At 52.3% G+C, this 24,486-nt stretch carries 22 protein-coding genes and 1 pseudogene; 8 read left to right on the top strand and 15 right to left on the bottom strand.

The genetic code is table 11. The features are described 5' to 3' along the window. Positions 1–34 precede the first annotated feature (34 nt). The 4 genes from EDM21_RS21125 to yyaC form a co-directional block, all read right to left on the bottom strand. Complete coding sequence (locus tag EDM21_RS21125) at positions 35–319, bottom strand: hypothetical protein (RefSeq protein ID WP_157338385.1); 285 nt, start codon at positions 317–319, stop codon at positions 35–37. Between the two features lie 108 nt (positions 320–427). Further along, on the bottom strand, positions 428–883 hold the full coding sequence (locus EDM21_RS21120; protein WP_157338384.1) for a hypothetical protein: 456 nt from the start codon (positions 881–883) through the stop codon (positions 428–430). Positions 884–968: 85 nt separating this feature from the next. Then, the gene (locus EDM21_RS21115) at positions 969–2,804 is read right to left on the bottom strand and encodes an ABC transporter ATP-binding protein (RefSeq protein WP_157338383.1); all 1,836 of its coding nucleotides are present in this window, start codon (positions 2,802–2,804) and stop codon (positions 969–971) included. Positions 2,805–3,096: 292 nt separating this feature from the next. Next, positions 3,097–3,630 (bottom strand): spore protease YyaC, encoded by a 534-nt coding sequence (yyaC, locus tag EDM21_RS21110; RefSeq protein WP_157338382.1) that lies wholly within the window; start codon positions 3,628–3,630, stop codon positions 3,097–3,099. A 163-nt stretch (positions 3,631–3,793) separates the two neighbouring features. On the opposite strand from yyaC, the gene EDM21_RS21105 reads away from it, so the two are divergent. Further along, positions 3,794–4,972, top strand: a complete 1,179-nt coding sequence (locus EDM21_RS21105) for a glycosyltransferase family 2 protein (protein WP_157338381.1) — start codon at positions 3,794–3,796, stop codon at positions 4,970–4,972. Between the two features lie 455 nt (positions 4,973–5,427). Here EDM21_RS21105 and EDM21_RS21100 read toward each other — a convergent pair whose 3' ends face one another. Together EDM21_RS21100 and EDM21_RS21095 are read right to left on the bottom strand one after the other, a co-directional pair. Then, the gene (locus EDM21_RS21100; RefSeq protein WP_157338380.1) at positions 5,428–6,120 is read right to left on the bottom strand and encodes a copper homeostasis protein CutC; all 693 of its coding nucleotides are present in this window, start codon (positions 6,118–6,120) and stop codon (positions 5,428–5,430) included. 238 nt (positions 6,121–6,358) lie between these two features. Beyond that, complete coding sequence (locus EDM21_RS21095; RefSeq protein WP_235918300.1) at positions 6,359–6,787, bottom strand: cell wall hydrolase; 429 nt, start codon at positions 6,785–6,787, stop codon at positions 6,359–6,361. A gap of 179 nt (positions 6,788–6,966) precedes the next feature. Between EDM21_RS21095 and EDM21_RS21090 the strand changes: the two genes are divergently transcribed. Then, entirely contained in the window at positions 6,967–7,356 is a 390-nt protein-coding gene (locus EDM21_RS21090; protein WP_157338379.1) for a hypothetical protein, read from the top strand. A 111-nt stretch (positions 7,357–7,467) separates the two neighbouring features. Here the strand turns inward: EDM21_RS21090 and hisJ are convergent, their stop codons facing one another. From hisJ to EDM21_RS21075, 3 genes are all read right to left on the bottom strand, one after another. Beyond that, the gene (gene hisJ / locus EDM21_RS21085; RefSeq protein WP_157338378.1) at positions 7,468–8,298 is read right to left on the bottom strand and encodes a histidinol-phosphatase HisJ; all 831 of its coding nucleotides are present in this window, start codon (positions 8,296–8,298) and stop codon (positions 7,468–7,470) included. Between the two features lie 29 nt (positions 8,299–8,327). Beyond that, the gene (locus EDM21_RS21080; protein ID WP_338044030.1) at positions 8,328–8,813 is read right to left on the bottom strand and encodes a FixH family protein; all 486 of its coding nucleotides are present in this window, start codon (positions 8,811–8,813) and stop codon (positions 8,328–8,330) included. A gap of 268 nt (positions 8,814–9,081) precedes the next feature. Next, positions 9,082–10,089 carry a hypothetical protein gene (locus EDM21_RS21075; protein ID WP_166542104.1) on the bottom strand — a complete coding sequence of 336 codons (1,008 nt, stop codon included), beginning with the start codon at positions 10,087–10,089 and terminating at the stop codon, positions 9,082–9,084. A 152-nt stretch (positions 10,090–10,241) separates the two neighbouring features. Here EDM21_RS21075 and EDM21_RS25120 point away from each other — a divergent pair. Then, positions 10,242–10,646: pseudogene (locus tag EDM21_RS25120) on the top strand (manganese catalase family protein); the annotation flags it as partial. Positions 10,647–10,936: 290 nt separating this feature from the next. Beyond that, the gene (locus EDM21_RS21065) at positions 10,937–11,275 is read left to right on the top strand and encodes a helix-turn-helix domain-containing protein (RefSeq protein WP_068777248.1); all 339 of its coding nucleotides are present in this window, start codon (positions 10,937–10,939) and stop codon (positions 11,273–11,275) included. Between the two features lie 179 nt (positions 11,276–11,454). Here the strand turns inward: EDM21_RS21065 and gcvH are convergent, their stop codons facing one another. Next, entirely contained in the window at positions 11,455–11,847 is a 393-nt protein-coding gene (gene gcvH / locus EDM21_RS21060; protein WP_166542114.1) for a glycine cleavage system protein GcvH, read from the bottom strand. Between the two features lie 176 nt (positions 11,848–12,023). On the opposite strand from gcvH, the gene EDM21_RS21055 reads away from it, so the two are divergent. Continuing rightward, positions 12,024–13,403, top strand: a complete 1,380-nt coding sequence (locus EDM21_RS21055; protein ID WP_157338376.1) for a hypothetical protein — start codon at positions 12,024–12,026, stop codon at positions 13,401–13,403. A gap of 126 nt (positions 13,404–13,529) precedes the next feature. Here the strand turns inward: EDM21_RS21055 and EDM21_RS21050 are convergent, their stop codons facing one another. Continuing rightward, on the bottom strand, positions 13,530–16,199 hold the full coding sequence (locus tag EDM21_RS21050; RefSeq protein ID WP_157338375.1) for an NTTRR-F1 domain: 2,670 nt from the start codon (positions 16,197–16,199) through the stop codon (positions 13,530–13,532). 213 nt (positions 16,200–16,412) lie between these two features. Between EDM21_RS21050 and EDM21_RS21045 the strand changes: the two genes are divergently transcribed. Together EDM21_RS21045 and EDM21_RS21040 are read left to right on the top strand one after the other, a co-directional pair. After that, positions 16,413–17,132 carry a 3-ketoacyl-ACP reductase gene (locus EDM21_RS21045; protein ID WP_157338374.1) on the top strand — a complete coding sequence of 240 codons (720 nt, stop codon included), beginning with the start codon at positions 16,413–16,415 and terminating at the stop codon, positions 17,130–17,132. A 110-nt stretch (positions 17,133–17,242) separates the two neighbouring features. Continuing rightward, on the top strand, positions 17,243–17,752 hold the full coding sequence (locus EDM21_RS21040; protein WP_157338373.1) for a cupin domain-containing protein: 510 nt from the start codon (positions 17,243–17,245) through the stop codon (positions 17,750–17,752). Between the two features lie 288 nt (positions 17,753–18,040). Here EDM21_RS21040 and EDM21_RS21035 read toward each other — a convergent pair whose 3' ends face one another. Next, on the bottom strand, positions 18,041–20,383 hold the full coding sequence (locus EDM21_RS21035; protein ID WP_235918299.1) for a UvrD-helicase domain-containing protein: 2,343 nt from the start codon (positions 20,381–20,383) through the stop codon (positions 18,041–18,043). Positions 20,384–20,835: 452 nt separating this feature from the next. Between EDM21_RS21035 and EDM21_RS21030 the strand changes: the two genes are divergently transcribed. Next, positions 20,836–21,477 carry a cell wall hydrolase gene (locus EDM21_RS21030; protein ID WP_068777255.1) on the top strand — a complete coding sequence of 214 codons (642 nt, stop codon included), beginning with the start codon at positions 20,836–20,838 and terminating at the stop codon, positions 21,475–21,477. 331 nt (positions 21,478–21,808) lie between these two features. Here the strand turns inward: EDM21_RS21030 and EDM21_RS21025 are convergent, their stop codons facing one another. Genes EDM21_RS21025 through EDM21_RS21015 form a run of 3 tightly spaced genes read right to left on the bottom strand, consistent with a single transcriptional unit; the run spans position 21,809 to position 24,425 of the window. Next, positions 21,809–22,609: an ABC transporter permease gene (locus tag EDM21_RS21025; RefSeq protein ID WP_201280819.1), complete on the bottom strand. Its 801-nt coding sequence runs from the start codon at positions 22,607–22,609 to the stop codon at positions 21,809–21,811. Positions 22,610–22,614: 5 nt separating this feature from the next. Beyond that, positions 22,615–23,406 carry an ABC transporter permease gene (locus EDM21_RS21020; protein ID WP_157338371.1) on the bottom strand — a complete coding sequence of 264 codons (792 nt, stop codon included), beginning with the start codon at positions 23,404–23,406 and terminating at the stop codon, positions 22,615–22,617. Further along, entirely contained in the window at positions 23,403–24,425 is a 1,023-nt protein-coding gene (locus tag EDM21_RS21015) for an ABC transporter ATP-binding protein (RefSeq protein ID WP_157338370.1), read from the bottom strand. Before EDM21_RS21015 ends, EDM21_RS21020 begins: the two co-directional genes overlap by 4 nt. Positions 24,426–24,486: the final 61 nt, after the last annotated feature.

The following is a 24,486-nucleotide window of genomic DNA, read 5'->3' as shown; positions in this document are numbered from 1 at the left end:
TTATATCTCATTCAAATCTGTAAAATCAGTCCGGTTAGCTTCCAAATAGCATAGTTGAAGGATCGTCAAGCTCAAGCTTGCGGACCTGATTGCTGAACAGTTCTTTCACCGGATCACGCACGATCAGAGGGTTAGACACTTCGCGCATATCGTCCCACTCGCATTCTACACCCTTGCCGCCGGCAAATCCGGCAAACATTTTGCAGCCGCCGCAAAATGTGTTCTTCTGATAATCGTCCAGCCGGACCACTTTGTTACGCAGGCAGCAGTATACTTCATTATCCGCATTCTGATAATTAATATGATGAATCAAGGTCATTTCCCTTCACTCCTTAATCTCCTGTAATAGAGCGGTTGAGCATGGACCTCCTGCTATGCGGTAACGTAAAAAGCCCACGCCGCAGCGGGGCTTTCTCCCCATCTTCTTCTATTGAATAGGATCAGGTATCAGTCCGGTTTGCTTCAACTCGCTGTTCGTTTTCATTTTTTTCATTTCGTTACCCAAACGCTTCAAATCCCGGGCATGCGTAGCCATGTACCCGTTGTTAGCCGTTTGTACCGTCTGATGACGCTTGACTGGCTGACGCAAATAATCAGCAAGTTCTTTCATTTTGCAGACTGCCGCTTCTATAATCCGGTTAGGCGGTTCTTCCTCGGATTCAAACTTAGTCTGGCCGAGCCTTACCTCCGTATGGCCGTTATCCAGCGACCGGGTCGGTATGGCCAGTTTATAATTGCGCTTCGTCAGGGAGTCAGCGAATGTCGTTACGTATTTGGGGACACCCAGGTCATTCGTGCTGGCAAACCCAAAGTCACTTAATGTCTTATGCACAAAAGAGAAAGGCTTAGTCGTCGTCGTCAGCGTCTTACTGAACTCCTTCATTCGAAAATTCCTCCTTCGAATTCGTGTTCGTACAGCTTACTCTTCCAACTCATGAACAACAGGCAGCGAAACTGAGTATCATTGGTTAATTGATCATGTCCATTTCATTGCTCTTGTCTGTCTTCTCTGTCTTGTCAGCGAACTGGGTCCTGTACAGACGTGCATAAAGTCCATTGTGCTCCAGCATTTCCTGATGGGTCCCACTTTCCACAATGGTTCCCTTCTCCAAGACCAGAATACGGTCTGCCGAAAGAACCGTGGACAACCGGTGTGCAATAACGAGCGTCGTACGTTCCCGCATGAGCTGCTCCAGTGCGGCTTGCACGTAAGCCTCCGATTCGGAATCAAGATGTGAGGTGGCCTCATCCAGGATAAGAATACGGGGATTCTTGAGCAGAGCTCTCGCAATAGCCAGACGCTGGCGCTCACCCCCGGAGAGCCGATGGCCGCGCTCGCCTACCATGTTGTCATAGCCATGGGGCAAAGACTGGACAAACTCGTAAATGTACGCTTTGCGGCATGCATCATCGAGTTCGTCCTCGGTTGCATCCTCTTTAGCGAAAAGCAGGTTATCACGTACGGTAGCGTGAAACAAGAAGGACTCTTGTGTCACGTAAGCGATCTGACGCCGGAGCGACTCTAAGCTAACCTTTTTCACATCAAACCCGTCTATCTCTATCGTTCCCTTCGTCGGGTCATGGAGCCTCGCCATTAAACCTATCAACGTAGATTTACCGGCTCCGCTCGGACCAACCAAAGCAATTACTTCACCTGCTTGGGCCTCGAAGGAAATCGCGGATAAAACGTCATTACCCTGCGAATAGGCGAATGAAACATCCCGTACGGCAATGGCTCCGCGAATCGGCGGAAGCTCCCGGCCCCCGGCCTCATCCACTACTTCCGGCTTCCTGTCCTGGTATTCAAAGATACGCTGAAAGACGCCTAAAGCCGTTCCAACCTCGACATGAAGGTTAAGGAGCGTCCCTACCGGACTGTACAACCGGCCCAGATAAGCAGCAAATGCAACAATCGCCCCGATCGTCATGGTTCCTTGTATGACCGAATAACCCCCGTAGATATAAATAATGGCTGTGCCGAGCGGACCAAGCACACCGAGAAACATCATATACCACCGGCCGATCAGATTGAGCCTCAGCTCCAGATCCATCACCTGCTGGTTCATCGCGCCGAATTTTTGTTCCTGCTGCTGCTCACGGGTAAAAATACGGGTCAGCATCGCGCCGGAAACACCGAATATTTCCGCAAGCTGGGCGGACATATCCGCCCTTACCTTCTGCGTCTCTGTGCGAAGGCGCTTCCTGACGCCCGCTACCTTGCGCACCGGCAGTACAAAAGCCGGCAGAATGATTAAAGCGACGATGGCCAGGCGCCAATCCAGCGCAAATAAGATCCCGATGGTTGTGAATACAATCACAATTTGTGTAAGCGTCGAGACGACAAGGCTCGTAACGACGGACTGGACAGCCTGGATGTCCTCTGTCAGACGCTGGACAACTTCTCCGGATCTTGAAGCGGTAAAGAACGACATCGACTGCCGCTGGAGATTTTGAAAAAGAGACATTCTCAAATCCCTCATTACACCTTGGGCGACTTTGGTGTTGAGGTGATTCTGCGCAACCCCGAGCATCCCGCTGACCAGCGGCAAGGCCACCAGCAGACCGGCCAGATAAGCGAGCAGCCGGACACTCTGCTGCGGAATGGCCGTATCGATAATTTCCTTCATGATCAGGGGGGGAACCAATCCGATTACCGCGCCCCCGAGTGCCAGCAGCACAATCACGGTAAGCTGTCCTTTATAAGGAGCGAACAGACTCAGAATGCGGCGAAGCGACACATCCTTGATGCCCGCTTTCCGCATGCGGCCCCCCGCCTGCAAACCTCCGCCAAAACCGTTTCTCATCTTTATGGTTCATCTCCCCGAATTATTCTTCTTTTGATCCAAATGCGAGGCGCTAATTTATTCCCCTTGTTCAACGGGCCGCATCATGCATGGCAAGCCTTGCACGATGCGGATAACGGACTAGTGCCGCAACTGCTCCGCATGACTTCAAAACAAACAAACCCGCTTCCCTGGCGGACCGCAAAAGCGGACGTATCCAGAAAGCGCGGGCTTCGCAACGCTGATACCGCACATGTATAATGATAACAGGCCGGCGGGACAAACACACGCGTGGTGATCTTGCCTGCCCGGGTTATATCTCCCGGGGAAATACAGCCTGGACGGCTGCAGCGATTTCACGGGCCATGCCCATTACACGATGGAGCGATGTCGTTTGGAGGACCGCATATTGCCGCGGACCATCTGCGTTGACGACTGCCGCAATCGTGTAATCGCCGACCACCGGCAGCTCCTTGCCCATGGATTTGCCGGGGAAGATCGGCCGGTTCGACACCTGATACAGCCCGACAGAAGAAGGCTGTCCCAGGCATGCGTCGACACCGATCACTACCGATCCCGGCGGAATCTCGGCAAGGCGCTGCGTCAAGTTGCTCGCATCGCACGGATGCTCCAGCGTGCCGATGACCGAGTATCCCGATTCGGCGAGCATCGTGCCGACGAGGGGGCCGAGTGCATCGCCGGTGGAACGATCGGTGCCGATGCACACGAACACCCAGTGCGAAGCATCCCCTTCTGCTTCGCGAAGCTCCGTCAAGAAGGCGGCCAGCTGTCTTCCGGCCACCTTCTTCCAGTAGCCTGCTGCGGAAGGCAAGCGGAGTTTATCCATGCTGCCCTAGCCTCCTTTACATAAAAATTTATTGAAAGTATGAATCATTAGGTTTGTAAACGTTCTAGAATCAGAGTCCCGGCTCAATTTTTTGGATTTCATTCGTTAGAAAAACACGCGTCTATGCCTGATCTACTCATATTGTTCCACAAGGAGGCTGTGTATGTCCATAGCGGGAATTGCCGCACTTCTAATCCTGCTGTACTGGCTCATCACGTTAGCAGAATATCTCCGCGGAATGAAGCTCCTCCGGGAACTTCCGCCGTCCGGTCCGCTATCTGATCCTTTACCGCTTGTTTCCGTTATTATCGCCGCTAAAGAAGAAGAAAGCACGATCCGGGATACGGTCCGCCACTTGCTCGCCCAAGACTATCCCCGGCTGGAGCTGATCGTGGTTAACGACCGTTCTCAGGATGCGACCGGAAGTACTTTGGAGGAATTAAAGAAATGGTCGCAGACACGCGAAGAGATCCGCATTCCTCTGAGAATCATTCATATTACTGCGCTTCCCGCGGGCTGGCTCGGTAAAAATCATGCCTTGTATCAAGGATATTTACAGGCACGCGGCCAATGGCTGCTGTTCACAGATGCCGACATCCGCTTCCGTCCTGAGACTGTGCGGGACGCCATCCATTATGCCCGGCTGGAGCAGGCCGACCACCTGACACTTACACCAACAATGACGACCCGGACATTCTGGCTGCGAAGCTTTATCCATCATTTCCTCTTCTCCATGACCTTGTTCACACGCCCCTGGCGCGTGAACCGCGATGATCTGACTAGCGGCGGGATGGGCATCGGTGCGTTCAATCTCATCCGGCGGCAAACCTACGAAGCTATCGGGACGCACAAGGCCATAGCACTTCGTCCGGATGATGACCTGCAGCTCGGCGCTTCCGTTAAGCGGGACGGGCACCGCCAGCGCCTGGCCTCCAGCCGCGGCCTGCTGCAGCTGGAATGGTACCCCGATATGCACAGCGCAGTCCGCGGGCTGGAGAAGAACTTCTTCTCCGGATTCGGCTATCATACTCTCCTGGCGGCAGCGGCCGGAGCAGGCCAGCTGCTGCTGTTCACCTTCCCCTGGATCGGGATGCTGCTGCACGGAGACTGGCGAAGCCTGGTACATCTGCTGTCCGTGCTGATCACGATCCGGCTTTATCTGAAGCAGGTCCGCCTGGTATCCGGCAAGCCTTCGACTGACGCACTGGTTATTCCGATCAGTGCCGTCATGCTCGTGTATGTGCTGCTGCGTTCGGTTGGTTTGACGCTGAGGCAAGGCGGTGTCTACTGGAGGGGGACATTCTATCCCCTGTCCGAGCTGAAGAAAATGAAGGGCCGCTAATTAAAATCATTACAGAATGTTTACAATTGTGTTCCTTGGTTTATTGTATAATGAAAAAGAATAAAGCGAGGAGGAGATATTTATTATGTCTAATGCGCAGACCCGAGTTTACAAGTACGCCTTTAGAGCACTGCTCCTTACAGTCAGCCTGTTAGCGGCATACACAAATTTCCAGTCATAAGTTGTGCGAAACTAACGCTGCACCCGGTCTTCCGGCAGCAGTTGGACATCCCATTATGCGCGAAGCCTGATCAAATAGCTCAAAAAGACTATCTCATCCCCGTGAGATAGTCTTTTTGATGTTCATTACAGATGTTCATTACAGATGTTCATTACAGATCTTCATTATAGAACTTCATTACAGGTCTTCATTTCAGATGTCCCTTGCACCGGTTTTTCCCAAAAGAAGACGAAAACCAGTCGCCTGCTCCTCTTGGAGAAAACAGCCCGTCTCCTTATGAGAACGGGGCCAGAATCTCACGCAGCTCCTTGATTTTGCCGGGATCAATCTCATCTTCTACACCTTTGGGCCCACGGACCGCACTGCCGAAATGCACTTCCTTCACACCCGTCCCGCTTATAAAAGTGGCGAGTGAAGCTGCGCCAAGTCCGCTGCCGGCCAGGATCGTAATGTGAGAATTCCGGCTCATCTCCACCAATTCTCTCATCCGGTCTACCGCATCCAGTGCGCTGGGCTTGCCCCCGGACGTCAGAATACGGCGGATCTGCCGGTAGCCCGACAGAAAATCGTACGCAGCCAGCTGGTCTTGAACGGCATCAAAAGCGCGGTGGAAAACAACTTCCATATCACCCGCTTCCGCCAACAAGGCTTCCAGCACCGGCACATCGATCTGACGGTCTGGGGTAAGCGGACCAATGACAATGCCCGCCGCACCGATCTCCCGGATCATCCGGATATCCCTCAACATCGCACGGACATCATCCGGATCGTACACGAACGATTTGCTGTGCGGTCTGACCATGACCGCTGCCGGGATCCGCACGCTGTTCACCGTTCCTTCGATTAATCCGGCGCTTGGCGTTAAACCGCCTTCTTTCATTCCGGTAACCAGCTCCAGCCTGTCCGCTCCGGCCGCCTCGGCTGCCTTGGCATCTCCGACTGTTGTTGCAATGACTTCGAGTAACATCTGATCTCCTCCGAATCCGTTCTTGTTCCTTAGCCGCTTGTTAAGGGCCTGTCTGTGTTATTTTACCACAAGAGAGTATCCGGGTACTACAGCAATGAGCGACGGACAGCTAAAACCGGCTGCCCGCGGACAGCCCGGCAAACGGCAAAGGACCGTTCGTCTCGAACGGTCCTTCATCAGCCATGATGTCTGTGCCACCAAGTAAAGCTGCAATGTAGAAAAAACCCGGCAAAGCGAACTAATAATTAAAAACAGCCGGACAGTCTTCCACCGTCGGCGAGAAGAAGCAATGATTCTTGAAACGGCCCGAATTCGCCTGATCGTACCAGGTAGGAGGGCAGCCGCCTTCCGGCCGGAAGAACCAGAGGGAATTCCGTGCGGGATGTGTCCGTTCCCCGTTAATCGCCCGTCTGGCCAGGCGGATATCCCGGTCTCTTGCCGCCTGATAGAAGTAGCCTTTAATCGTGGCTTCAAAACCGCCGGGGCGCTGATAGACCATTTGTTGAAGATTACGGATGTTTTTAAAATCAAGACAGTTAGCCAGTACCCGGTTGACCCCCACGTTACCGACCATCAGCATACCCAGTTCCCCTTCTCCTTCAGCCTCCGCACGCATTAACCGGGCTAGCAATTTCGTCTGTTCGGAGTTCGTTTTAATAATCGCCAATTTCGTGTGCCTCCTTCATAACTCATTCGTCCTATATGTATTGTATGGGGCTGCCGCCCGCATGTGCTTTCCCTATCCTCGCAGCACAGCGCCCATAACAGACAACAGCCCACGCCCGGCAAGGCATCTGTACATATACTACAGCGAGAAGAGAAGAAATGAACCGGAGGGAATAATTTATGCATACCAAAGATCTGCATTCACTGTGTCAAAGCTACATGAACCGCTATGTTCGGGTACAAACCAAATCAGGTCAAACGTGGGAGGGTACTCTTATTCATGTGGACCTCCATTATGTTCAGATCCGGGTCCCCGGCTATCCGGTCTACGGGCAAGGAGAACACAGCCATGGGCAGCACGTACAACTGCAGGGACAGCCCGGTTACGGACAGGGAATTAGCGGAGGATATGCCGGAGCCCAAAAAAGCTGCGGCTGCGGCGGTGGACGGGAATCCGGGCCGGAGCTCGAAACAAGGGCCTTCTTCCCGCCTTTCGGAAACCCCGGCTACAATGACGCCATCCTTACGCTTGCTTTGTTCGACCTGCTGACGCTAGTGCTCCTGATGTAGCTTCCTAATCCAGCGGGGCAGAACAAAGAACCTTCAACCCCCGGACAATCCGGTGGAGTTGAAGGTTTTTCGGGGTGCGGCGGCAGCTCAGGGAGGCGGCCCGGCCGGGGCTTAGCGCTTTAGCCCGCCCACAGCCGCCTCGAACCAGGCCCAATCCGCCCCTACATGCTCCGGCTTGTGCGTGTCGGACCCGTACACGAGCGGAATACCGCGCTCTGCGCATGCCTCAAGGAATCCTTGCGGCGTATAGGCTTGTCCGCAGGTCGGTACGCGCAGGCCCGCGACGTTCACGTCGATGCCCAGACCGGCAGCCTCCAGCTTAGGCAGCAGCCCGGCCAGCCTGCGCTCGACCAGTTCCGGATCGATTGGCGGCAGCGCCTCCCGGAACTTCTCGATAAGCTGCACATGTCCGAGCCGTTTGCGCATCGGAAGCGCGGCCGCCCATTCGATAGCCTGCTCGACATGGTTGTAATACTCGTTCACGACGGCATCCATCGTGCCGTAATAAGAAAGCAGTCCGTCGCGGAAATCATCCGCTTTGTAATCCAGACAGCGGATGCCGCCTCGACCGGGGAGGTAATGCACAGAAACGAGTACATCTTCAAGACGGTCGCCGCAGCGTCCCAGTAATTCATTGGAGAAATCTTCCCGGCCGTGCAGATAATCCATTTCAAGACCGACTGTTACCTCCAGCCGCTCTTCGTAGCGCTTCTTCATCTCTTCCGCGTAAGCCAGGTAAACCGGCAGCTCTTCCAGCGGCATAGCCAATTCCGCCATCAGCTCCGGATCGGCTACCCACTGCTCCGGCAGCGGCGGGTGCTCGCTGATCGTGTACCTCTGGAAGCCCCGTTCGATGGCACGTTCCAAATAAAGAGGCGTTTCGGCCGGATTGCCATGGTAACAAAACTTCGTATGTGTATGCCCGTCCCACTTGAAGACCATGCGAATTCCCTCCCTTTTGCTTTCACATCTTATTCTACTTTCAGCTCTACCTTAGGCATCGTATGCATAGTCCTGGCGGAAACATGGGAAATAATCGAGTAATTTCCCGGCTCCGTAAACTTCTTTTTCAACGTGTAAGCACCGTTTTTGCCAGGTTCCGCTTTAATTTTCTCATGCTTGTCATCCGGTGTCCCTTCCTTCCATACTTCGAAAAGAACCTCCTCGGCATCGTCGACCGGTTTGCCTGCCTGAGTGACAATTACTTCTACAATAGCCGTCGATCCTGCTTTTACCGGCTCCTGGGGAAGCTTCACCTCCGCCTCGATAGGCGTAAGTGCATCCGCCCCTCCGGGCAGACTGCCTCCGGCGGTATGCCCTTCGTGCCCGTTCCCTCCGGAAGAGCTTCCGCATCCTGTCAGCGCCATAACCGCGATCATCATCAGAACGGCCAGCCGGATATAAGGATGGAAGTAACGGCGGCTTGTTTCTTGTCCTTTTGAAACTGTCGTTCTCACATTAAAGCCTCCTAAACATTCCCATTACGGAAAGTCCGTGTCCTGCGGTACATAAACGCAAGCGTTCTGAAAGTCCTGCTTTCTTATAACCAAACACATTCATTATACCTGTAAGCCTCCGCAAACGGGATAGCTCTTCTGGGCCCTATTTGTAACAAAGCCGTGACAATTGACAGACACTTCCTTATTCTTAACAACGTAAAAGACCCGCAAACACCATCTCCTGATGGCTGCAGGTCTTCTATATCTAGAGGGAACTCTAGCCGGTTTAACTGCCTATTTCCAGTTTGACTTCCACTTTCTTTTTTAATTTCCCGCTGTCGTCATAGGTCTTGACCAAATCACCCTGGAACTTCTCTCCCTCTGCGCCATACGTATCCTGAAGCATTTTCCAGCTGTCCTTCTCCACTTTGGAAGTAAGCACGACGGAATATTTACTTTTCTCCTTCGGCTTCTGGAGCACAAGTTCAAAAGAGCCATCCGGACTCACCTTGGTATGGCGGGCATAGCCACTCGTCCAGTGATTCGGAATTTCTATATCCCCGCTTAATTTGCTGCCCTCAAGCAGATTACTCGTGCCCTTGATGTACACATACTTATCGTCCTGTGTTAATTCGGGCTTGATCCACACGGCGGACTGTCCGTAGTCGGCGGGTTTATTCCACTTTGGTTGTTCCAATGCGATTTTACCTGACGGTTCCTTGTCCTTGTTATCCACTACAGCGGTTATCCTTGCAACCTTCTCCGTCTGCTCCCCGCTGCCCGTTATATACACGAGAGACCCTATGAGCTTCTCCCCTTTCTTGCCATATACAGGTTCCAGCGCGGCGCCTTGGAGATCCGGCTTAAATTCCACATGAATTTTCAGCACATCTTTAAAATCAGGCTTTTTGAGCTTCGTTTCAAAACTGCCATCCTCTCCAACTTTCACCGTATCGCTATAGCCAATGACGGTATGATTCGCCGCCTCCATATAAATACGCACGATGGCTGTCGGAAGAAGGTTACTCTTTCCTTTCACAACGACTGAATCCGCCGTAAATTCTGCGTCCCCGCTGAACGTTACTTCCGGATTGCCCTGATTTTCCGAGTTTCCTTTCGAATCAGCAACTTTGTAATCGACCTTCCCCTTTTCTTGGCCGGCAGGTGTTTGAATCGGAGCCGGTGTAGATGCCGCCTGCCCGTCCAGTCCTTCCCCCGAATTGCAGCCTGTTGTCATCATCATACAGATTACTGCAGCCGTTGCAGCCGCCCCCCACTTGCGTCTCATCTTCATCTGATCTTCCCCTCTGCAAACTTTCTCTCTCTGTATTAATCCAAAATCTGCCGGTCCCAAACGACAGAGAGGATTATTCTGCATCATTCGCGGATTTCTCTACCTTTACGCCATCTAACAGCCGGCCCGCCCGCCGCTTCGGAAACTTATTCGCCCGGGAAATGATCGGCTGTCTGCTCGGTTGTCTGCTCGTCCGCGGCAGCATTCATGTCGTCGCTTACGCCAAAGCGCTTGAAGTCGCAGCGGGTGTAGAGGTAACCAAAAGGCTGCCGATTCCGAATTTGAGCAACAGCAAGTTCGATGCCACGCGCAAATTCGAAGCCCCAGGGACTGTATCTTAGGCTTTATACATTCAGTGAGACGGATTACAAAGATATTCGCTACATTTGGAATGGAAATGATCCCGAAAGCGGGCAGCCTCTTGAAGTGATAGAAGGAATTCCAGAGAACAGCGGGCCGATTCCGGACCTTGAGGAGCTTCCTGAGGAGTTTGCACCCGGCATTTCTGCCGAAGCATGAAAATTGCACAGCGGCTGCAGCGATCGGCGGGATTATAAATCAGCCTGCTCATTTAAACAACCGGGTGAAAATCGTATACAAATACAAGATTTCCAGTACGATACAGACCAGAAAGAACAGCAGGAATAACGTTAGAAATGCGTTACCGACAGATTGGGCTGCTTTTCGCAAAAATTTAAAATTCCGCAGGGCGATCATCTCCTACTTTTAACCCCTGACACCAGTATATAGTTTGCATCTTTTAGAGTAAATAACGTCATAAATTATCTTATAAGAACATGTTGTGACCGTATTTATTTGTCTACACTGGTAGTAGGAGCGTGGGCAGATGGATAAACAGAATGAGTTCTTAAAGATGCTTGGGGCTAGAATTAAAAGTTTGCGGGCCGAAAAGGGATACACCCAGGAGCAGCTTGCGGAGGCGATGCAGACTTCTTATTCCTATGTCGCCGCAATCGAACGCGGTACTAAGAATGTAACGGTAGAGACTCTTTACAAAATCGCTCATGCGCTGGATACCACGGTACAAGAACTATTTACCTATGAGGAAACGATGTACCAGCAGAGCAGCAAAGATACCGCCATGCGTATTCTGGAGCTGCTGGCTCAGCAGAACAAGTCGGATAGCGATAAAGCTTACCGCATTTTGCTGGAGCTGTTCAGATAACTAGCCCTTGTTAATGTGCAAAAGCCTGTGAGCCCTTCTGAGAAGAAAAGGGTGCACAGGCTTTTTGAACTGGCGGGATTATACTGTGCCTGGCTCCATTGAAAAAGGCATCCTGCCGGTTACTCCCCTGACAAGATGCCTTTAACGCACGAATGTGCCGATTTGCTGCTGCGGTTCGCTTAGGATTCCGACGAAATGTAGGCTTTGTACTGCTCCGCTGTCATCAGCGATTGAATGGCTTCCTTGCCTGTAATGTCAATAACGGCAACCCATCCCGCCCCATACGGCTCGCTGTTGACGAGCTCCGGAGAGTCTTCCAGCGCACCGTTCGTCTCCGCTACGATACCGATGACCGGTGAGATCAGGTCGGAAACGGTTTTGACCGATTCTACACTGCCCAGCATGTCGTCCGCCTTGACCGGAGCGCCTACTTTGGGAAGCTCCACGAACACGATATCTCCCAGCTGTTCCTGTGCAAAAGGAGTCATTCCTACGCGCACCTGCGTATCGGACAACACCTCTACCCACTCATGATCTTTGGAATATAACAAACCCGATTTCACTTCACTCACGATTCTACCGCCTCACTTTAATTCTTACGATGATATTTTTAGCTTACCCGAATGAAAATGGACAAGTCAAGTTAGGCATCCCTTCTATTGACAGCTACTTTAAAGGGTGATAACATCCTTTTAATTTCCTACTTTTCTCATAGGATTAAATTGGTATCTGAAAGGATGACATTTCTATGCACTTAATCTCGCGTACTCGTTTATCCCGAATCGGCACTCTGGCTGTAACGGGGGCACTGCTTCTCTCCTTATGGTCTGCAGGACCGGTGCAGGCAAGTCAGGTACCGCCTCCGGCCGCTGCCCCCCAGTCTGCTGATGACTATCAGCAGTTTATTAAGGATCAGTTCGGTTACTCGCTGCCGCCCTCTCCTACCAAAGGAGATTTCATCTTGGCAGTAGCCGGCGTACTCGGTCTACAGTCCAGCGGCATCGCTAACCCATTCCAGGATATCAGCGTGACTTCCTCGGTCTACAAGCCTGCACTCGCCCTGTACGAAAGCGGCATTCTAACCTCGGATATACTGAATCAAGACCAGCCTCTGACACAAGGCACTGCGCTGTATATCGCGGTTAAAGCTGCCGGCCTGAAGGAACTGGCGTATACATACCCGGCGGATAAAGCCGCCAAAGCTCTTGCCAAGATTCAGCCCGGCGAAGCTCCTGCCCGGGGACTTACCCCTCAAGCGGCGCAGGAATTAGCAGCGGCCGTAGATACGGGTTTGCTGCCCGAGAGTCTCCATAACGATTTTGAATTAAACAAGCCCGCCTCCGCTTCATTCGGAATCCTTGTACTCGGCAAGGTGCTGGAGACTAAAGGATTGTACAAGCACTACCTGGGCAGTGTGTCTGATCCGGATATCACACGTATCGTCCGGGACGCCTGGAGATACCAGAGCCTTGTCCAGCAGCCTGAACTGCAGGATACCGCCGATCAAGCTCTCCAAGCAGGTCTCATTACCGGCTACAACATAAAAGACGACCGGTTCACTCCAAACTTCGAGAAACAGCGCACTCTTACCTACGGCCACAGTGAAATTGACCATGCCCTGCAGCTCATCGGCCTTCTTCGAAGCGAAGGAATCGATGCCAAGGTACAGCTGGAGCCGAAAACATCCGCCTTTATTTATTTGAAAGAATGGGGAGAACCTGTACAAACCGATGACTACAAAGTCGTGCAGATTAAGAACGGCAACTTCATCGCCTACGCGAAGGAATATGATCTGTCCTTGGAATTCGTGACGGCCGGACAGAAAGCCCGTTTTCAAGACATTGTCCTTCAATACGCCAAAAAAGACAGAGAGGATCAGACCGGCCTCATCGCTCATTCCTGGTGGCAGCCGCTTTACTATTCCAGAACGGAAGTGGCTGACTATGAGGTCATAACGAACAACAAAATTACGAAAGGACATCACTACGTCCAGTCATTCTCATTGAACGATCAATCCGAGGCTATAGCTGCAGGGTTAAAAAAAATCAGCCCGCATTCCGAGGTAGAATCCTATAAATTCTGGGTAGACGGGCCGTTCTACAATTATTTGCTCGGTGAATCCAAATAAAATGAAGCAATCCCCTGAAGCGCAATCCGGTGTCAGAACCGTTTGCTTTCAGGGGATTTTTGCAGGAATGGGGGCAAAAAAAGTCCCCTAAGCTCAAGGCAGAGGGGAAACATGAAACTTATAAGATTAGTCCAGCTTCTCGATGATGATTTCGGCATTCGTACCGGCACCGCTCAGCGTCAACGTAAGACCTGAAACGTTCAGGGTCAAATTGCCCGGCGTAGTAGCCTGGAACAGAAGATCTCCCGTAATAACGCCGCCGGCAATCAAGAGCGAGAACACAGAACTGCTCGGTTGAGGAATAGCTGTCCCGGTGAAGTTGGCAGACACCGAAGAAAGGAGACTAAGTGTGCCGGTGTACACATTGAAACTTACCCGGTAATAGCCGGGGGTGTTGATAACAAACGTTGTAGTCGGTGTTGTCGGACTTGGCGTTATATCCGTTCCAAATAGTACTCCCGGCGTGTTGAACGGAACTGTTCCGCCCGCCGTAATAGTTGTTCCACCTGTATTCGAACGGCTGGCAAATGCAGAAAGTCCTGTCCCGGTGGCTCCGGTAGCACCTGTCGCTCCGTCAGCTCCCGTTGCTCCTGTCGCTCCATCGGCCCCTGTGGCACCTGTTACGCCTGTCGCTCCATCGGCTCCCGTAGGGCCTGTTGCTCCGTCAGCTCCTGTAGCACCTGTTGCTCCGTCAGCTCCCGTAGGGCCTGTCGCTCCGTCAGCTCCCGTTGCGCCTGTTGCTCCATTAGCTCCTGTAGCACCTGTCGCTCCATCGGCTCCCGTAGGGCCTGTCGCTCCATCGGCTCCGGTAGCGCCTGTCGCTCCATCAGCTCCTGTTGCACCTGTCGCTCCATCGGCTCCCGTGGCACCTGTTGCTCCATCGGTTCCCGTAGCTCCTGTTGCTCCATCAGCTCCCGTTGCACCTGTTGCTCCATCGGTTCCCGTGGCACCTGTTGCTCCATCGGCTCCCGTAGGGCCTGTTGCTCCGTCAGCTCCTGTGGCACCTGTTGCTCCATCGGCTCCTGTGGCACCTGTCGCTCCATCGGCTCCTGTTGCACCTGTCGCTCCGTCAGCTCCCGTTGCTCCTGTCGCTCCATCGGCTCCTGTGGCACCTGTCGCTCCGTCAGCTCCCGTAGCGCCTGTTGCTCCATCAGCTCCTGTAGCGCCTGTCGCTCCATCGGCTCCCGTTGCACCTGTCGCTCCGTCAGCTCCGGTAGCACCTGTCGCTCCGTCGGCTCCCGTGGCACCTGTCGCTCCATCAGCTCCGGTAGCACCTGTCGCTCCATCAGCTCCGGTAGCACCTGTCGTTCCATCAGCTCCGGCAGCACCTGTCGCTCCATCAGCTCCGGTAGCACCTGTCGCTCCATCAGCTCCGGTAGCACCTGTCGCTCCATCAGCTCCTGTGACGCCTGTTTCTCCATCGGCTCCCGTAGGGCCTGTTGCTCCATCAGCTCCCGTAGGGCCTGTCGCTCCGTCAGCTCCCGTGGCACCTGTCGCTCCATCGGCTCCTGTGGCACCTGTCGCTCCGTCAGCTCCCGTTGCGCCTGTCGCTCCGTCAGCTCCTGTGGCACCCGTTGCTCCATCAGCTCCTGTAGCACCCGTCGCTCCATCGGCTCCGGTAGGGCCTGTTGCGCCATCAGCTCCTGTGGCACCTGTCGCTCCGTCAGCTCCCGTAGGGCCTGTCGCTCCGTCAGCTCCCGTAGGGCCTGTTGCTCCGTCAGCTCCTGTGGCACCCGTAGGGCCTGTCGCTCCATCGGCTCCCGTTGCACCTGTCGCTCCATCAGCTCCTGTAGCACCCGTCGCTCCATTGGCTCCCGTAGGGCCTGTCGCTCCATCAGCTCCCGTTGCGCCCGTCGCTCCGTCAGCTCCTGTAGCGCCTGTCGCTCCATCAGCTCCTGTGGCACCTGTCGCTCCGTCGGCTCCGGTAGCACCTGTCGCTCCGTCGGCTCCGGTAGAGCCTGTCGCTCCGTCGGCTCCCGTGGCACCTGTTGCTCCATCAGCTCCCGTTGCACCTGTTGCTCCATCAGCTCCCGTTGCACCTGTTGCTCCATCAGCTCCGGTAGCGCCTGTCGCTCCGTCAGCTCCTGTAGCTCCCGTTGCGCCTGTCGCTCCATCAGCTCCCGTAGCACCTGTCGCTCCATCAGCTCCTGTGGCTCCCGTCGGTCCTGTTGGTCCAGTGGCTCCCGTATCGCCTGTCGCCCCACCGGTCGGGCCCGCCGGACCTGTGTCACCTTGCGCACCGGTTGCACCAGTTGGACCTGTTGCACCGTCAGCACCGGTAGGACCCGGAGCACCTGCTGGCCCGGTAATACCCGTTGCCTCTGCTCTTGTAAGAACGACCTCATCGACCACAACATCCGACGAGCCGGCTAATGGAGTCAGCGTAATCAGAACGGTAGCATAGAATGCATTAACCGGAACCGGATCGGTCACTGCATGAAGGGTTTTCCAATTGCCTTCGGAAGCATCGGGCAAGGTGCCGGAAAGAATGACCTCGGAGTAGCCTGCCGAAATGAATGTGTAGGACGCATCATAATAAATAACGGATAAATTAACCTGCGGACTGACTTGACCACTTTGTTTGGCAAAAGAAGCAGAAACGGAATAGCTTGCTCCCGGTTCTGCAACAGAAGCCTGTAAGATTCCCGCTCCCACCAGTCCACCGGTCAGCTGCATGGCGTATTGCCCCGACTTCTGAACTGAATTCACCACTGAACTCGCGTAAACGGCCCATGGTGATGGATTTCCCGTTTCGAAATCCCCGTTTGTAATCAAATTAAAAAAAGTTACTGTCATTTTTTCCACACCTCCTCTCTCTTAATCTATTAATAAATCGGAGTAAACGACTGTAACATCCATCTATTTTGCACTAAATGGTCATCCGTTGGTAAGTCGATTTCACTGCGTGCCGGAGACTGTAATTTTGATAAACAGGAACCGGTATGGTAATTTTAAAAGGAAGTGGAAATTTGTAATTTCCCTATGAAGTGTGAAGAAGGAGAGACAACCATGCAGCTAACGAATAAAACAGCCATCATTACCGGCGCTGGAAAAGGCATCGGCAAAGCAGCCGCTATCGCCCTCGCTAAGGAAGGCGTACATCTGGGACTTCTTGCACGCAGCACGGCGGACCTGGAAGCACTTCAGCAAGAACTTTCCACAACTTATGGTGTTAAAGTACATTTCGCATCTGCGGATATTTCCAAATCTTCTGAAGTGAATCAGGCGATTCAATCTCTTACGGACGAACTGGGGCAAGTCGATATCCTCATTAATAACGCGGGAATTGCCCAATTCGGCACGCTTCTCGATATGGAGCAGGACGAGTGGGAACGCATTATTCAAGTCAATCTCATGGGAACTTACTATGTGACCCGCGCTGTCCTTCCGGCTATGGTGAAACAGAACAGCGGCAGCATTATTAACGTAGCTTCGACTGCCGGCGAACGCGGTTTTGCGACAGGTTCCGCTTACTGCGCCTCTAAATTCGGCGTAATGGGCTTAACGGAGTCCGTTCTGCAGGAAGTCCGCAAATCCAATATCCGCGTCACGGCTCTGACGCCCAGCACCGTCAATACAGACCTGGCAACTAACGCAGGCCTCAAAATCGGCGACGAAGACCGGATGATGCAGCCAGAAGACGTTGCCGAACTCATCCTGGCCACTCTGAAACTTCCGCCGCGGGTCTTTGTCAAAGCGGCAGGAATTTGGACAACCAACCCTCAATAAAATTTAAGATTCATCAGAAAAATAAATAGACCCTGCAGCTTTTTAATGGCGGCAGGGTCATTTTTATAAGACGTAAAGCGCGTCCCAGTCTTAGAACGGAGGAATCTTTTATGCCGAAGAAACCGGAAATCCAGACATTATTGTTCAAAGATGAGGAAACGATCCCTAACAATCCTGCCCTGCCCGCTCTTCTTTATAAAAGGGCATTCGAGGAACGGGCGGCTGAGGCAGAGAAGATCTTCAACCGGAATAACTGGTTGAACAGCTGGACTGGCGGCGTGTTCGACTACCATCATTATCACAGCACGGCTCATGAAGTGCTGGGCGTCATCAGCGGTTCCGCCGTTATCCAACTCGGCGGTGAGCATGGACAGCCGGTCGGGCTGGAGACCGGCGATGTGGTTGTGCTTCCGGCCGGTACCGGCCACCGGAGACTATCGGCCACCGCCGATTTCCGGGTAGTCGGAGCTTATCCGGACGGAATGGAAGCCGATCTGCTTACCGGACAAGCAGATGAACGGCCCGAAGCGCTGGAGCGGATCCAGCGAGTACCTGTTCCCTCATCCGATCCGGTCTACGGTAAGAACGGGCCTCTGCTTCTTCACTGGAAGCAGACGTAAAACACCCCCTTAGAGAAGGCTGGACTTGTTCCTATGGCCTTCGGCCGTCCGGCTTTTTTTCGTAAGGGGGTGTTCTTTGTATTCCAGGTACAGCTGTGTTTCGGCTTTTTTTTTTAGCTCAGGCAAGTTATTTGTCCTCCGGCGCGGGCTTCAAGTTTTTGAACAGTAAATGAAGCGTACCTATCATAAGAAACGTGCCCAGCACGGATTCAAACCAAAGCAGGAACTTGCTTATGAAATCCCCTTTGCCGTTTGCCGTTGCCCGTTTTCACGATCTTCCTCACCTGCCTATTTGGATTGTCGTACAGGAACCTCTCTACTCCCCCGGCTCATAGGGGACTTGCACAGCGGGCAGCTCTTGGCCGGGGGCTCCGCTTCCGCGGGCCCGGTTATCCGCGACCACGCCGGACAGCCGCCCGCGCCGCAAATCCAGGCGGCCACTGTTTCCGTGGCCGCCTGAGAACTCCCTCCGGCCGCAGAAGACGCTGCCGGTATGTGCCTTGCCGCTGCAGCGGTCCGGATCGTGACGGATGTCCTTCCGGCACGGGCGGCGGCAGCGGCAGCCGGACGCTTCGCAGCAGGCTCCGTACCCGCCGCAGAAGGCGCGGCGAATGCGCCGAGCACGAAGCGGGAGACCGCCGCCTGGCGGCCTCTGAAGCTGGCGGGAGAGCTCACGAACAGCTCCTCGCGCGCCCGCGTCACGGCCACATACGCCAGACGCCGCTCTTCCTCCAGCGCCGCAGCTTTGTCCGGCGCTTCGGCATCCAGCGCGGAGCTGTGCGGCAGACTGCCGTCGACCGCTCCGATAACGAAGACCACCGGAAACTCCAGTCCTTTGGAACGGTGAATGGTCATGAGCGAGATCCGGCTGCCTTGTTCCGGTGACCGCTCTTGTCTGCCCATCGTGGTTTTGGCCGCAATTTCATTTACGAATTCCACAAATTCCGGGATCGTATCGAAACGCGCGGCGGATGATTCCAGTTCATCCAGCATCTCTTTCAGCATTTCCTTGTGCTGGGTAACCGCCTGCTTCTCATCCGTCTCCACATACGCGTCGTAGAACCGCTTGCGGATAAGCTTGATCGCCGCGGCCGGCTTCATAGGAGTCAGATCGCGAATCAGCTCCAGCTTCTCCCGGATCTTCTCCTTGTGATAGTCTTTGCAATCCGGCATCGTCATCAAATGAATCAGCGGGCCCTTCTTGGGTTGTACCGCTTCCTGCCTGCGGATATGGGCCATTGCCTTCTCGCGGCCCAGATACATCGTGGGCAGAATTCCCTCCATCGCCTCAAAATCACGCCGGTTCACGGACAACCGTAAATAATCCATGATGGGCTTGATCAGCCCATGCTGGTACAACAGCTGCCCGTCCCCGTAATCGATATACGGGATATTCCGCAGCACCAGCTGCTCCAAGAGAGCGCGGCAGGAGCTCGCCGAGCGGAACAGGACTGCGAAGTCGCCATACTCCCGGCGTTTCTGCTCCACCTCGCCCTGGATGTGGCGGATCACCGCCTCGGCCTCATCCTCTGCCGACTTGGGACGCAAGTACCCGGGCACCGCCTCGCCAGCCTTGGTTGCCTTCAGCTTCTTCGGCCGCCGCTTCACATTGCGGCGGATAATCTGGTTGCCCAGCCCGACGATCGAAGCCGTCGAACGGTAATTGATATCCAGTGTAATCACTTTGGCTCCCGGATACATCTTCTCGAAATCCAGAATAAACTCGCTCCTCGCCCCATTGAAGGTATAAATGGTCTGGTCATCATCCCCGACAACCATCAAATTCCCCTGAGGTTCGGCGATCATCCGGATCAGTTCGTACTGAAGCCCGTTCGTATCCTGAAATTCATCCACCATCACATATTCAAAACGGTTCTGAAGCATCCGCAGGAGCTCTGAATTCTCTCGAAGAACGTTGTACGCGATCAGAAGCACGTCGTCAAAGTCCATCTTCCCGTTAGCCTGCATCCAGGATTCGTACCGGATCAGAATACTTCTGACGGCCTTCTCGTGGCTCGTCCCCTCCGGCAGATCCCGGAGCGCCATCCGGTTTATTTTATAGGAAGATAACAGTGCAAGCAGCGTTTCGGGAGGATAAGCCTCCGGTGTTCCCAGTTCCCGCATCAGTTGTTTCAGCAGAATATGCTGTCTGCGCGGTTCGTTAAAAATCTCCAGGCTGATTCCCTGTCTGCGGATAATCTGCAGGAAAAAAGAATGAAACGTCCGCGCCTCAAGCTGCGAGATATCCCGTTCCGTGATGCCCGGCAATTTAGCGATCCGCGATCTCATTTCGGCGGCGGCTTTACTCGAGAAAGTGACGAGCAGAATATTCCTCGCCTGCACTTTCCTGACCGAAAGCAGATGCCCGGTTCGGCAAATTAAGACGGAGGTTTTCCCGGAGCCTGCCCCTGCAATCGTTAACAGAGGGCCTGTAAAATGGCGGACTGCCCGAAGCTGGGGTTCGTTAAGCTCGGTGCCCCTGCTCTCCAGCTGGCGGAAATACGCCGCATCTTCTTCTCCGGGACCAACCAGTTGAACTGTGGTTTGGGCCGAAGCCAAGGGTGCCTGCGGAACGGCTTTCTCAGCCGCCCCCGGCGGTGTTTGTCTGACTGGCTGTACATGAGTATCCAATTGCGTCTTCCCCTTCATTGCTCGTAAGTCTGCTAACTAGAACTATACCATCCCTGATCCACTTTAAAAAATGCTGGAGTCATCATTTGTAACACAAATGAAATCCAGTTTTCATCTTCTTTTAATGTAAGTAGCCTATACTAATATTCGACCCCCTTTTTTAATAAATAAACCTTAGACCTGCAGCCCGTTGCTGCGGGTCTCTTTTTTTTGTCTGCCCTGTTTCGAGCCGCCAAGCCGGGGGGAATCGAATTTTTTTCTCCATGTACGGAGGCAATCTGCACATACTCTTCGAACTATATAGAGACGAACCGGTAAGCTGGCCGGCTCCGTCACTCCCCTGTTTGCCGCTGATAAGCGTGGGCGGCAGCCTTTTATGACCATCGTAGGCCCCTTAGTCATATTGTCACGTCAACAACGTGGTCAGAAATTAAGAGGAGGAACACATACTTATGAAGAAACTACCTATCGTACTATCTGCCGCAGTTTGTGCTGTCGGCTTTGCAAGCGCCGCTCCTTCCGTCTCGGCTATGTCTTTGTCGACCGGAACCCAGAGCGAGCACGTACTGGATTTACAGGAGCGTCTCGATGCGCTCGGGTATTTTAACGCAGGCGTAACCGGTTATTACGGAGCGGTCACCAAGGATTCCGTGGCAAAGTTCCAGCGCGCTTACGGTCTTCCTGCTGACGGGCAGGCGGATTCCCGGACCATCGCCAAGCTCAAACAAACAGCCGCCCCTCAAACGGATGCCCTGGAGCAAATGGCGCGCATCATTTATGCCGAGGCACGGGGTGAATCCTATCAGGGACAAGTGGCGATTGGCGCCGTTGTCATTAACCGCGTACAGTCCAACTCGTTCCCGGATTCGATCCCGGGCGTCATTCATCAGCGGGGCCAGTTCTCTGCCGTGAGAGACGGGCAGTATGCCATGAAGCCTAATGCGAGTGCCTACCAGGCGGCCCGTGCGGCTCTGAACGGATCGGACCCGACATCAGGCGCGCTATTCTACTACAATCCGGACATTGCCACATCGGCATGGAGTAAAGCGCGCCCTGCCAAAACTGTGATCGGAAATCACGTCTTCACCCACTAGGCGCAAGACAGGGCTTTCCTACACAGGTCTTACACGCTAATACAGCCATCTTTGCCCAGACCACGCAAAGATGGCTTTTTATTTGGGGAATTTGTCCCAACTCCATGTTTAGTTTTAATCACACAAAAGTCCTCCTTATAGAGGCCGCTGCAAAACAAATACAGTTTTTGTAAATAACAATCCAGTACCGCGCCGGTACTGGGTTGTTCTATTACCGGTAAAAAGGAAAGGGAGTGGAGTCGTTTTGCTTCTACAAGGTGAAGCTAATAGAGCAAAAAGCAGCCCTCCCTCAGATGAGGATGGACTGCTTTTTTCATTTCTTGTTGCAAGATCATGAGCCTGTCCCTGAATAGCTTTTGATGGCTTTATTCCAAGCCAGATAAGCCAGTGAAAATAAGAGAACCCCGACTAACGGCGAGCAGTAAGCCAGCAAATCGGCATCGGTGAAGGATTTTAAAAAGAGCTGGGATGGATAAAAAGCGACAAATCCGATGGGGAGGATAAACGTAAACAGAAATTTAAAAAAATTATTAAAAATGGTTACGGGGTATTTGACGATTTCTCTGAACCGGAAAACAAAAGCGATCACATGAAACGGATTCGTAATCCAGAAACCCGTTGCCGCTGCCATAATCATTAGAGAAACCATAATTAACGATGAGCCCAGCAGAGCAATTAATAATAAAACGATACTTACCAAATTCCAGGAGAGACCGAGTTGGACGGAGGCATAGATCAATCCGGCAGCCCCGAAAGCTAATTGGCTTAATCCTTTGATGTCAAAGACTTCGGACATGTAGTAGAACATGACATTAATGGGCTTCAAGTAATATTTGATAAACGTTCCGTCGATCAGATGGGTCCACAGATTCCAGATGTTATCGAAGAAAAGCTGCAGCGGGGATAAGGCAATCAGAGAAAACGAATAAATAAATAAAATTTCATAATAAGTAAAGCCTTCCAGGCTGGAGACGGAATTGAAAATGATCCACAAAGGCAGAATCCCCACAAGATTCGTTACCAGCATCCCGATCGAGCTTATAATAAAGTCGGCCCGGTATTGCATTTTCACTTTAAAATATTGAGAAGTGATTTTTAAGTAAATTTTAAAGTAAAACAAGAGTGTTCTCACTGCCATTAACCCCCGTTTATTGTGATGACCTTTAATGCCCTGTGATGAAAGAAACGACTAAGGATGAATAAAACAGAGATCCAGAAGAGTTGAACGGAGATGAATGTAAGGTAATCGGATGCCTGTAAGGTTGGTGTAATCAGAATAGTTAACGGAGTGTTATAGATGGCTTGAAAAGGTAAAAGCTGAACAACTTCACGCAATGGTTCAGGAAAAAATGCCAAGGGAACCAAAGCGCCGGAAAAAAATAAAACGACCACTTCTTTGGTAATGCTGATCCCCCATATGGATTCGGTATAAAAGGAAAGCAAACCAATCATGTAATCGATCAGGAAAGCAATAATCAGGGCAAAAATAACGGCAAGAATAAAAAAGAGAAAGTTCAGACGGATTTGAATGCCTACTTGAAATACAAGAAGAATGAGCAGAAAGGACGGAACGGTAATCGTTAGAAAGTTAGAGAAGACGCCTCCCAGCGAATTACAGAACCGGTTGAACTGATAGTCAAGAGGCTTAATTATATCGGTTATAATGTTCCCGCTGATAATGTCTCTGGACATGAACCATTCCGTATAAACTTGAAACATCACGGCCATAGAGGAAGCTAACGCGAGGTAAACAAAAACCTCATTGAAGGTCATGCCGTTGATTTCAGTGTTGTTCTTATAAATAGAGGACCACAGGAAATAAATGACGGTCAAATACAGAATATTGCCCAGGAAAGCAAAGATAAAGCTTGCTCTCCTTGATAATTCCGTCATGAAACTATTTCTGGCAATAACGAAATAGCGTTTCATGATACACCGCCCTCATAAATATTCCGGATGATTTGTTCGATATCGACCTCTTCGATTTTGATATCTTTCACCTGAAAGTGACTGATAACGAAATTCAGAACCTCCATCAGTTTTACCTCGTCCTGATTGATCGTCAGACTGATCCAGTAATCATCCGCTTTAACGACAGGTATAGTGGTTTTCGCTCCGAAATTAGCCTGTACTTTCTCCGCGATCTGAAGATGAAGGTCCGGATCATTCTCCGTACATTCCAGTTTGAGCGTCCGGAACGCCCCGAAAGAGCGGCTTACTGCCTGAATGCCCCCATCATAAATAATCGTCCCTTTATCGATAATAACGATTCTTTTGCATAAAGCCTCTATATCGCTCAAGTCATGCGTCGTTAAAATAATGGTCGTTTTCTTAATCTCATTTAATTTTTTTATGACATTTCTGATTTTATTCTTAATGGAGACATCCAGACCAATCGTGGGTTCGTCCAGAAAGATAACTTTGGGATTGTGCAGGAACGAGGCCGCTATGTCGCATAACATCCGTTGTCCCAGGGACAAAAACCTTACCGGTGTCGCATGCAGTTTATTCAAATTCAGGACTTCATTAAACGTATCCATATTCTCGTCAAAGCTCTTTTGATCCACCTTGTAGATTTCTTTCAAAATATTTAAAGACTCAATCACGGGCAAATCCCACCAAAGCTGACTCCTCTGGCCGAATACAACGCCAATTTGCTGCATATTCCGGGTCCGGTTCTTATACGGAATCTGGCCGTTCACCATAATGCTGCCCTCAGTCGGTTCCAATACACCTGTCATCATTTTGATGGTCGTGGATTTCCCGGCGCCATTGGGCCCCATGAACCCGACAATCTCTCCTTCTTCCACCTCCAGGGAAATCCCCTTGACGGCATGAACCATCCTGTAATCCCCGGAAAATAAATCTTTGAAAGCTCCCGACAATCCTTGCCTCCGGTTCAAAACTTTAAAGCTTTTGCTCAAATCATTAACTTGAATGATTCCCATCTGTGCATCACCGCTTCTTATTTGATAAAACAAGGCAGGCATCCGGGGCCGTTACGGTAGG

The sequence above is a fragment of the Paenibacillus lutrae genome, from assembly GCF_009757775.1.
GTDB lineage: Bacteria > Bacillota > Bacilli > Paenibacillales > NBRC-103111 > Paenibacillus_F > Paenibacillus_F lutrae.
The sequence above is the reverse complement of the archived record's forward strand: the minus strand, read 5'-3'. Positions and strand labels throughout refer to the sequence as shown.

Bases quoted from the DNA above. Each gene is read 5' to 3' on its own strand.
- EDM21_RS21125 (WP_157338385.1), bottom strand. From the start codon at position 319: ATGACCTTGATTCATCATATTAATTATCAGAATGCGGATAATGAAGTA.
- EDM21_RS21120 (WP_157338384.1), bottom strand. From the start codon at position 883: ATGAAGGAGTTCAGTAAGACGCTGACGACGACGACTAAGCCTTTCTCT.
- EDM21_RS21115 (WP_157338383.1), bottom strand. From the start codon at position 2,804: ATGAGAAACGGTTTTGGCGGAGGTTTGCAGGCGGGGGGCCGCATGCGG.
- yyaC (WP_157338382.1), bottom strand. From the start codon at position 3,630: ATGGATAAACTCCGCTTGCCTTCCGCAGCAGGCTACTGGAAGAAGGTG.
- EDM21_RS21105 (WP_157338381.1), top strand. From the start codon at position 3,794: ATGTCCATAGCGGGAATTGCCGCACTTCTAATCCTGCTGTACTGGCTC.
- EDM21_RS21100 (WP_157338380.1), bottom strand. From the start codon at position 6,120: ATGTTACTCGAAGTCATTGCAACAACAGTCGGAGATGCCAAGGCAGCC.
- EDM21_RS21090 (WP_157338379.1), top strand. From the start codon at position 6,967: ATGCATACCAAAGATCTGCATTCACTGTGTCAAAGCTACATGAACCGC.
- hisJ (WP_157338378.1), bottom strand. From the start codon at position 8,298: ATGGTCTTCAAGTGGGACGGGCATACACATACGAAGTTTTGTTACCAT.
- EDM21_RS21075 (WP_166542104.1), bottom strand. From the start codon at position 10,089: ATGAAGATGAGACGCAAGTGGGGGGCGGCTGCAACGGCTGCAGTAATC.
- EDM21_RS21065 (WP_068777248.1), top strand. From the start codon at position 10,937: ATGGATAAACAGAATGAGTTCTTAAAGATGCTTGGGGCTAGAATTAAA.
- EDM21_RS21055 (WP_157338376.1), top strand. From the start codon at position 12,024: ATGCACTTAATCTCGCGTACTCGTTTATCCCGAATCGGCACTCTGGCT.
- EDM21_RS21050 (WP_157338375.1), bottom strand. From the start codon at position 16,199: ATGACAGTAACTTTTTTTAATTTGATTACAAACGGGGATTTCGAAACG.
- EDM21_RS21045 (WP_157338374.1), top strand. From the start codon at position 16,413: ATGCAGCTAACGAATAAAACAGCCATCATTACCGGCGCTGGAAAAGGC.
- EDM21_RS21040 (WP_157338373.1), top strand. From the start codon at position 17,243: ATGCCGAAGAAACCGGAAATCCAGACATTATTGTTCAAAGATGAGGAA.
- EDM21_RS21030 (WP_068777255.1), top strand. From the start codon at position 20,836: ATGAAGAAACTACCTATCGTACTATCTGCCGCAGTTTGTGCTGTCGGC.
- EDM21_RS21020 (WP_157338371.1), bottom strand. From the start codon at position 23,406: ATGAAACGCTATTTCGTTATTGCCAGAAATAGTTTCATGACGGAATTA.
- EDM21_RS21015 (WP_157338370.1), bottom strand. From the start codon at position 24,425: ATGGGAATCATTCAAGTTAATGATTTGAGCAAAAGCTTTAAAGTTTTG.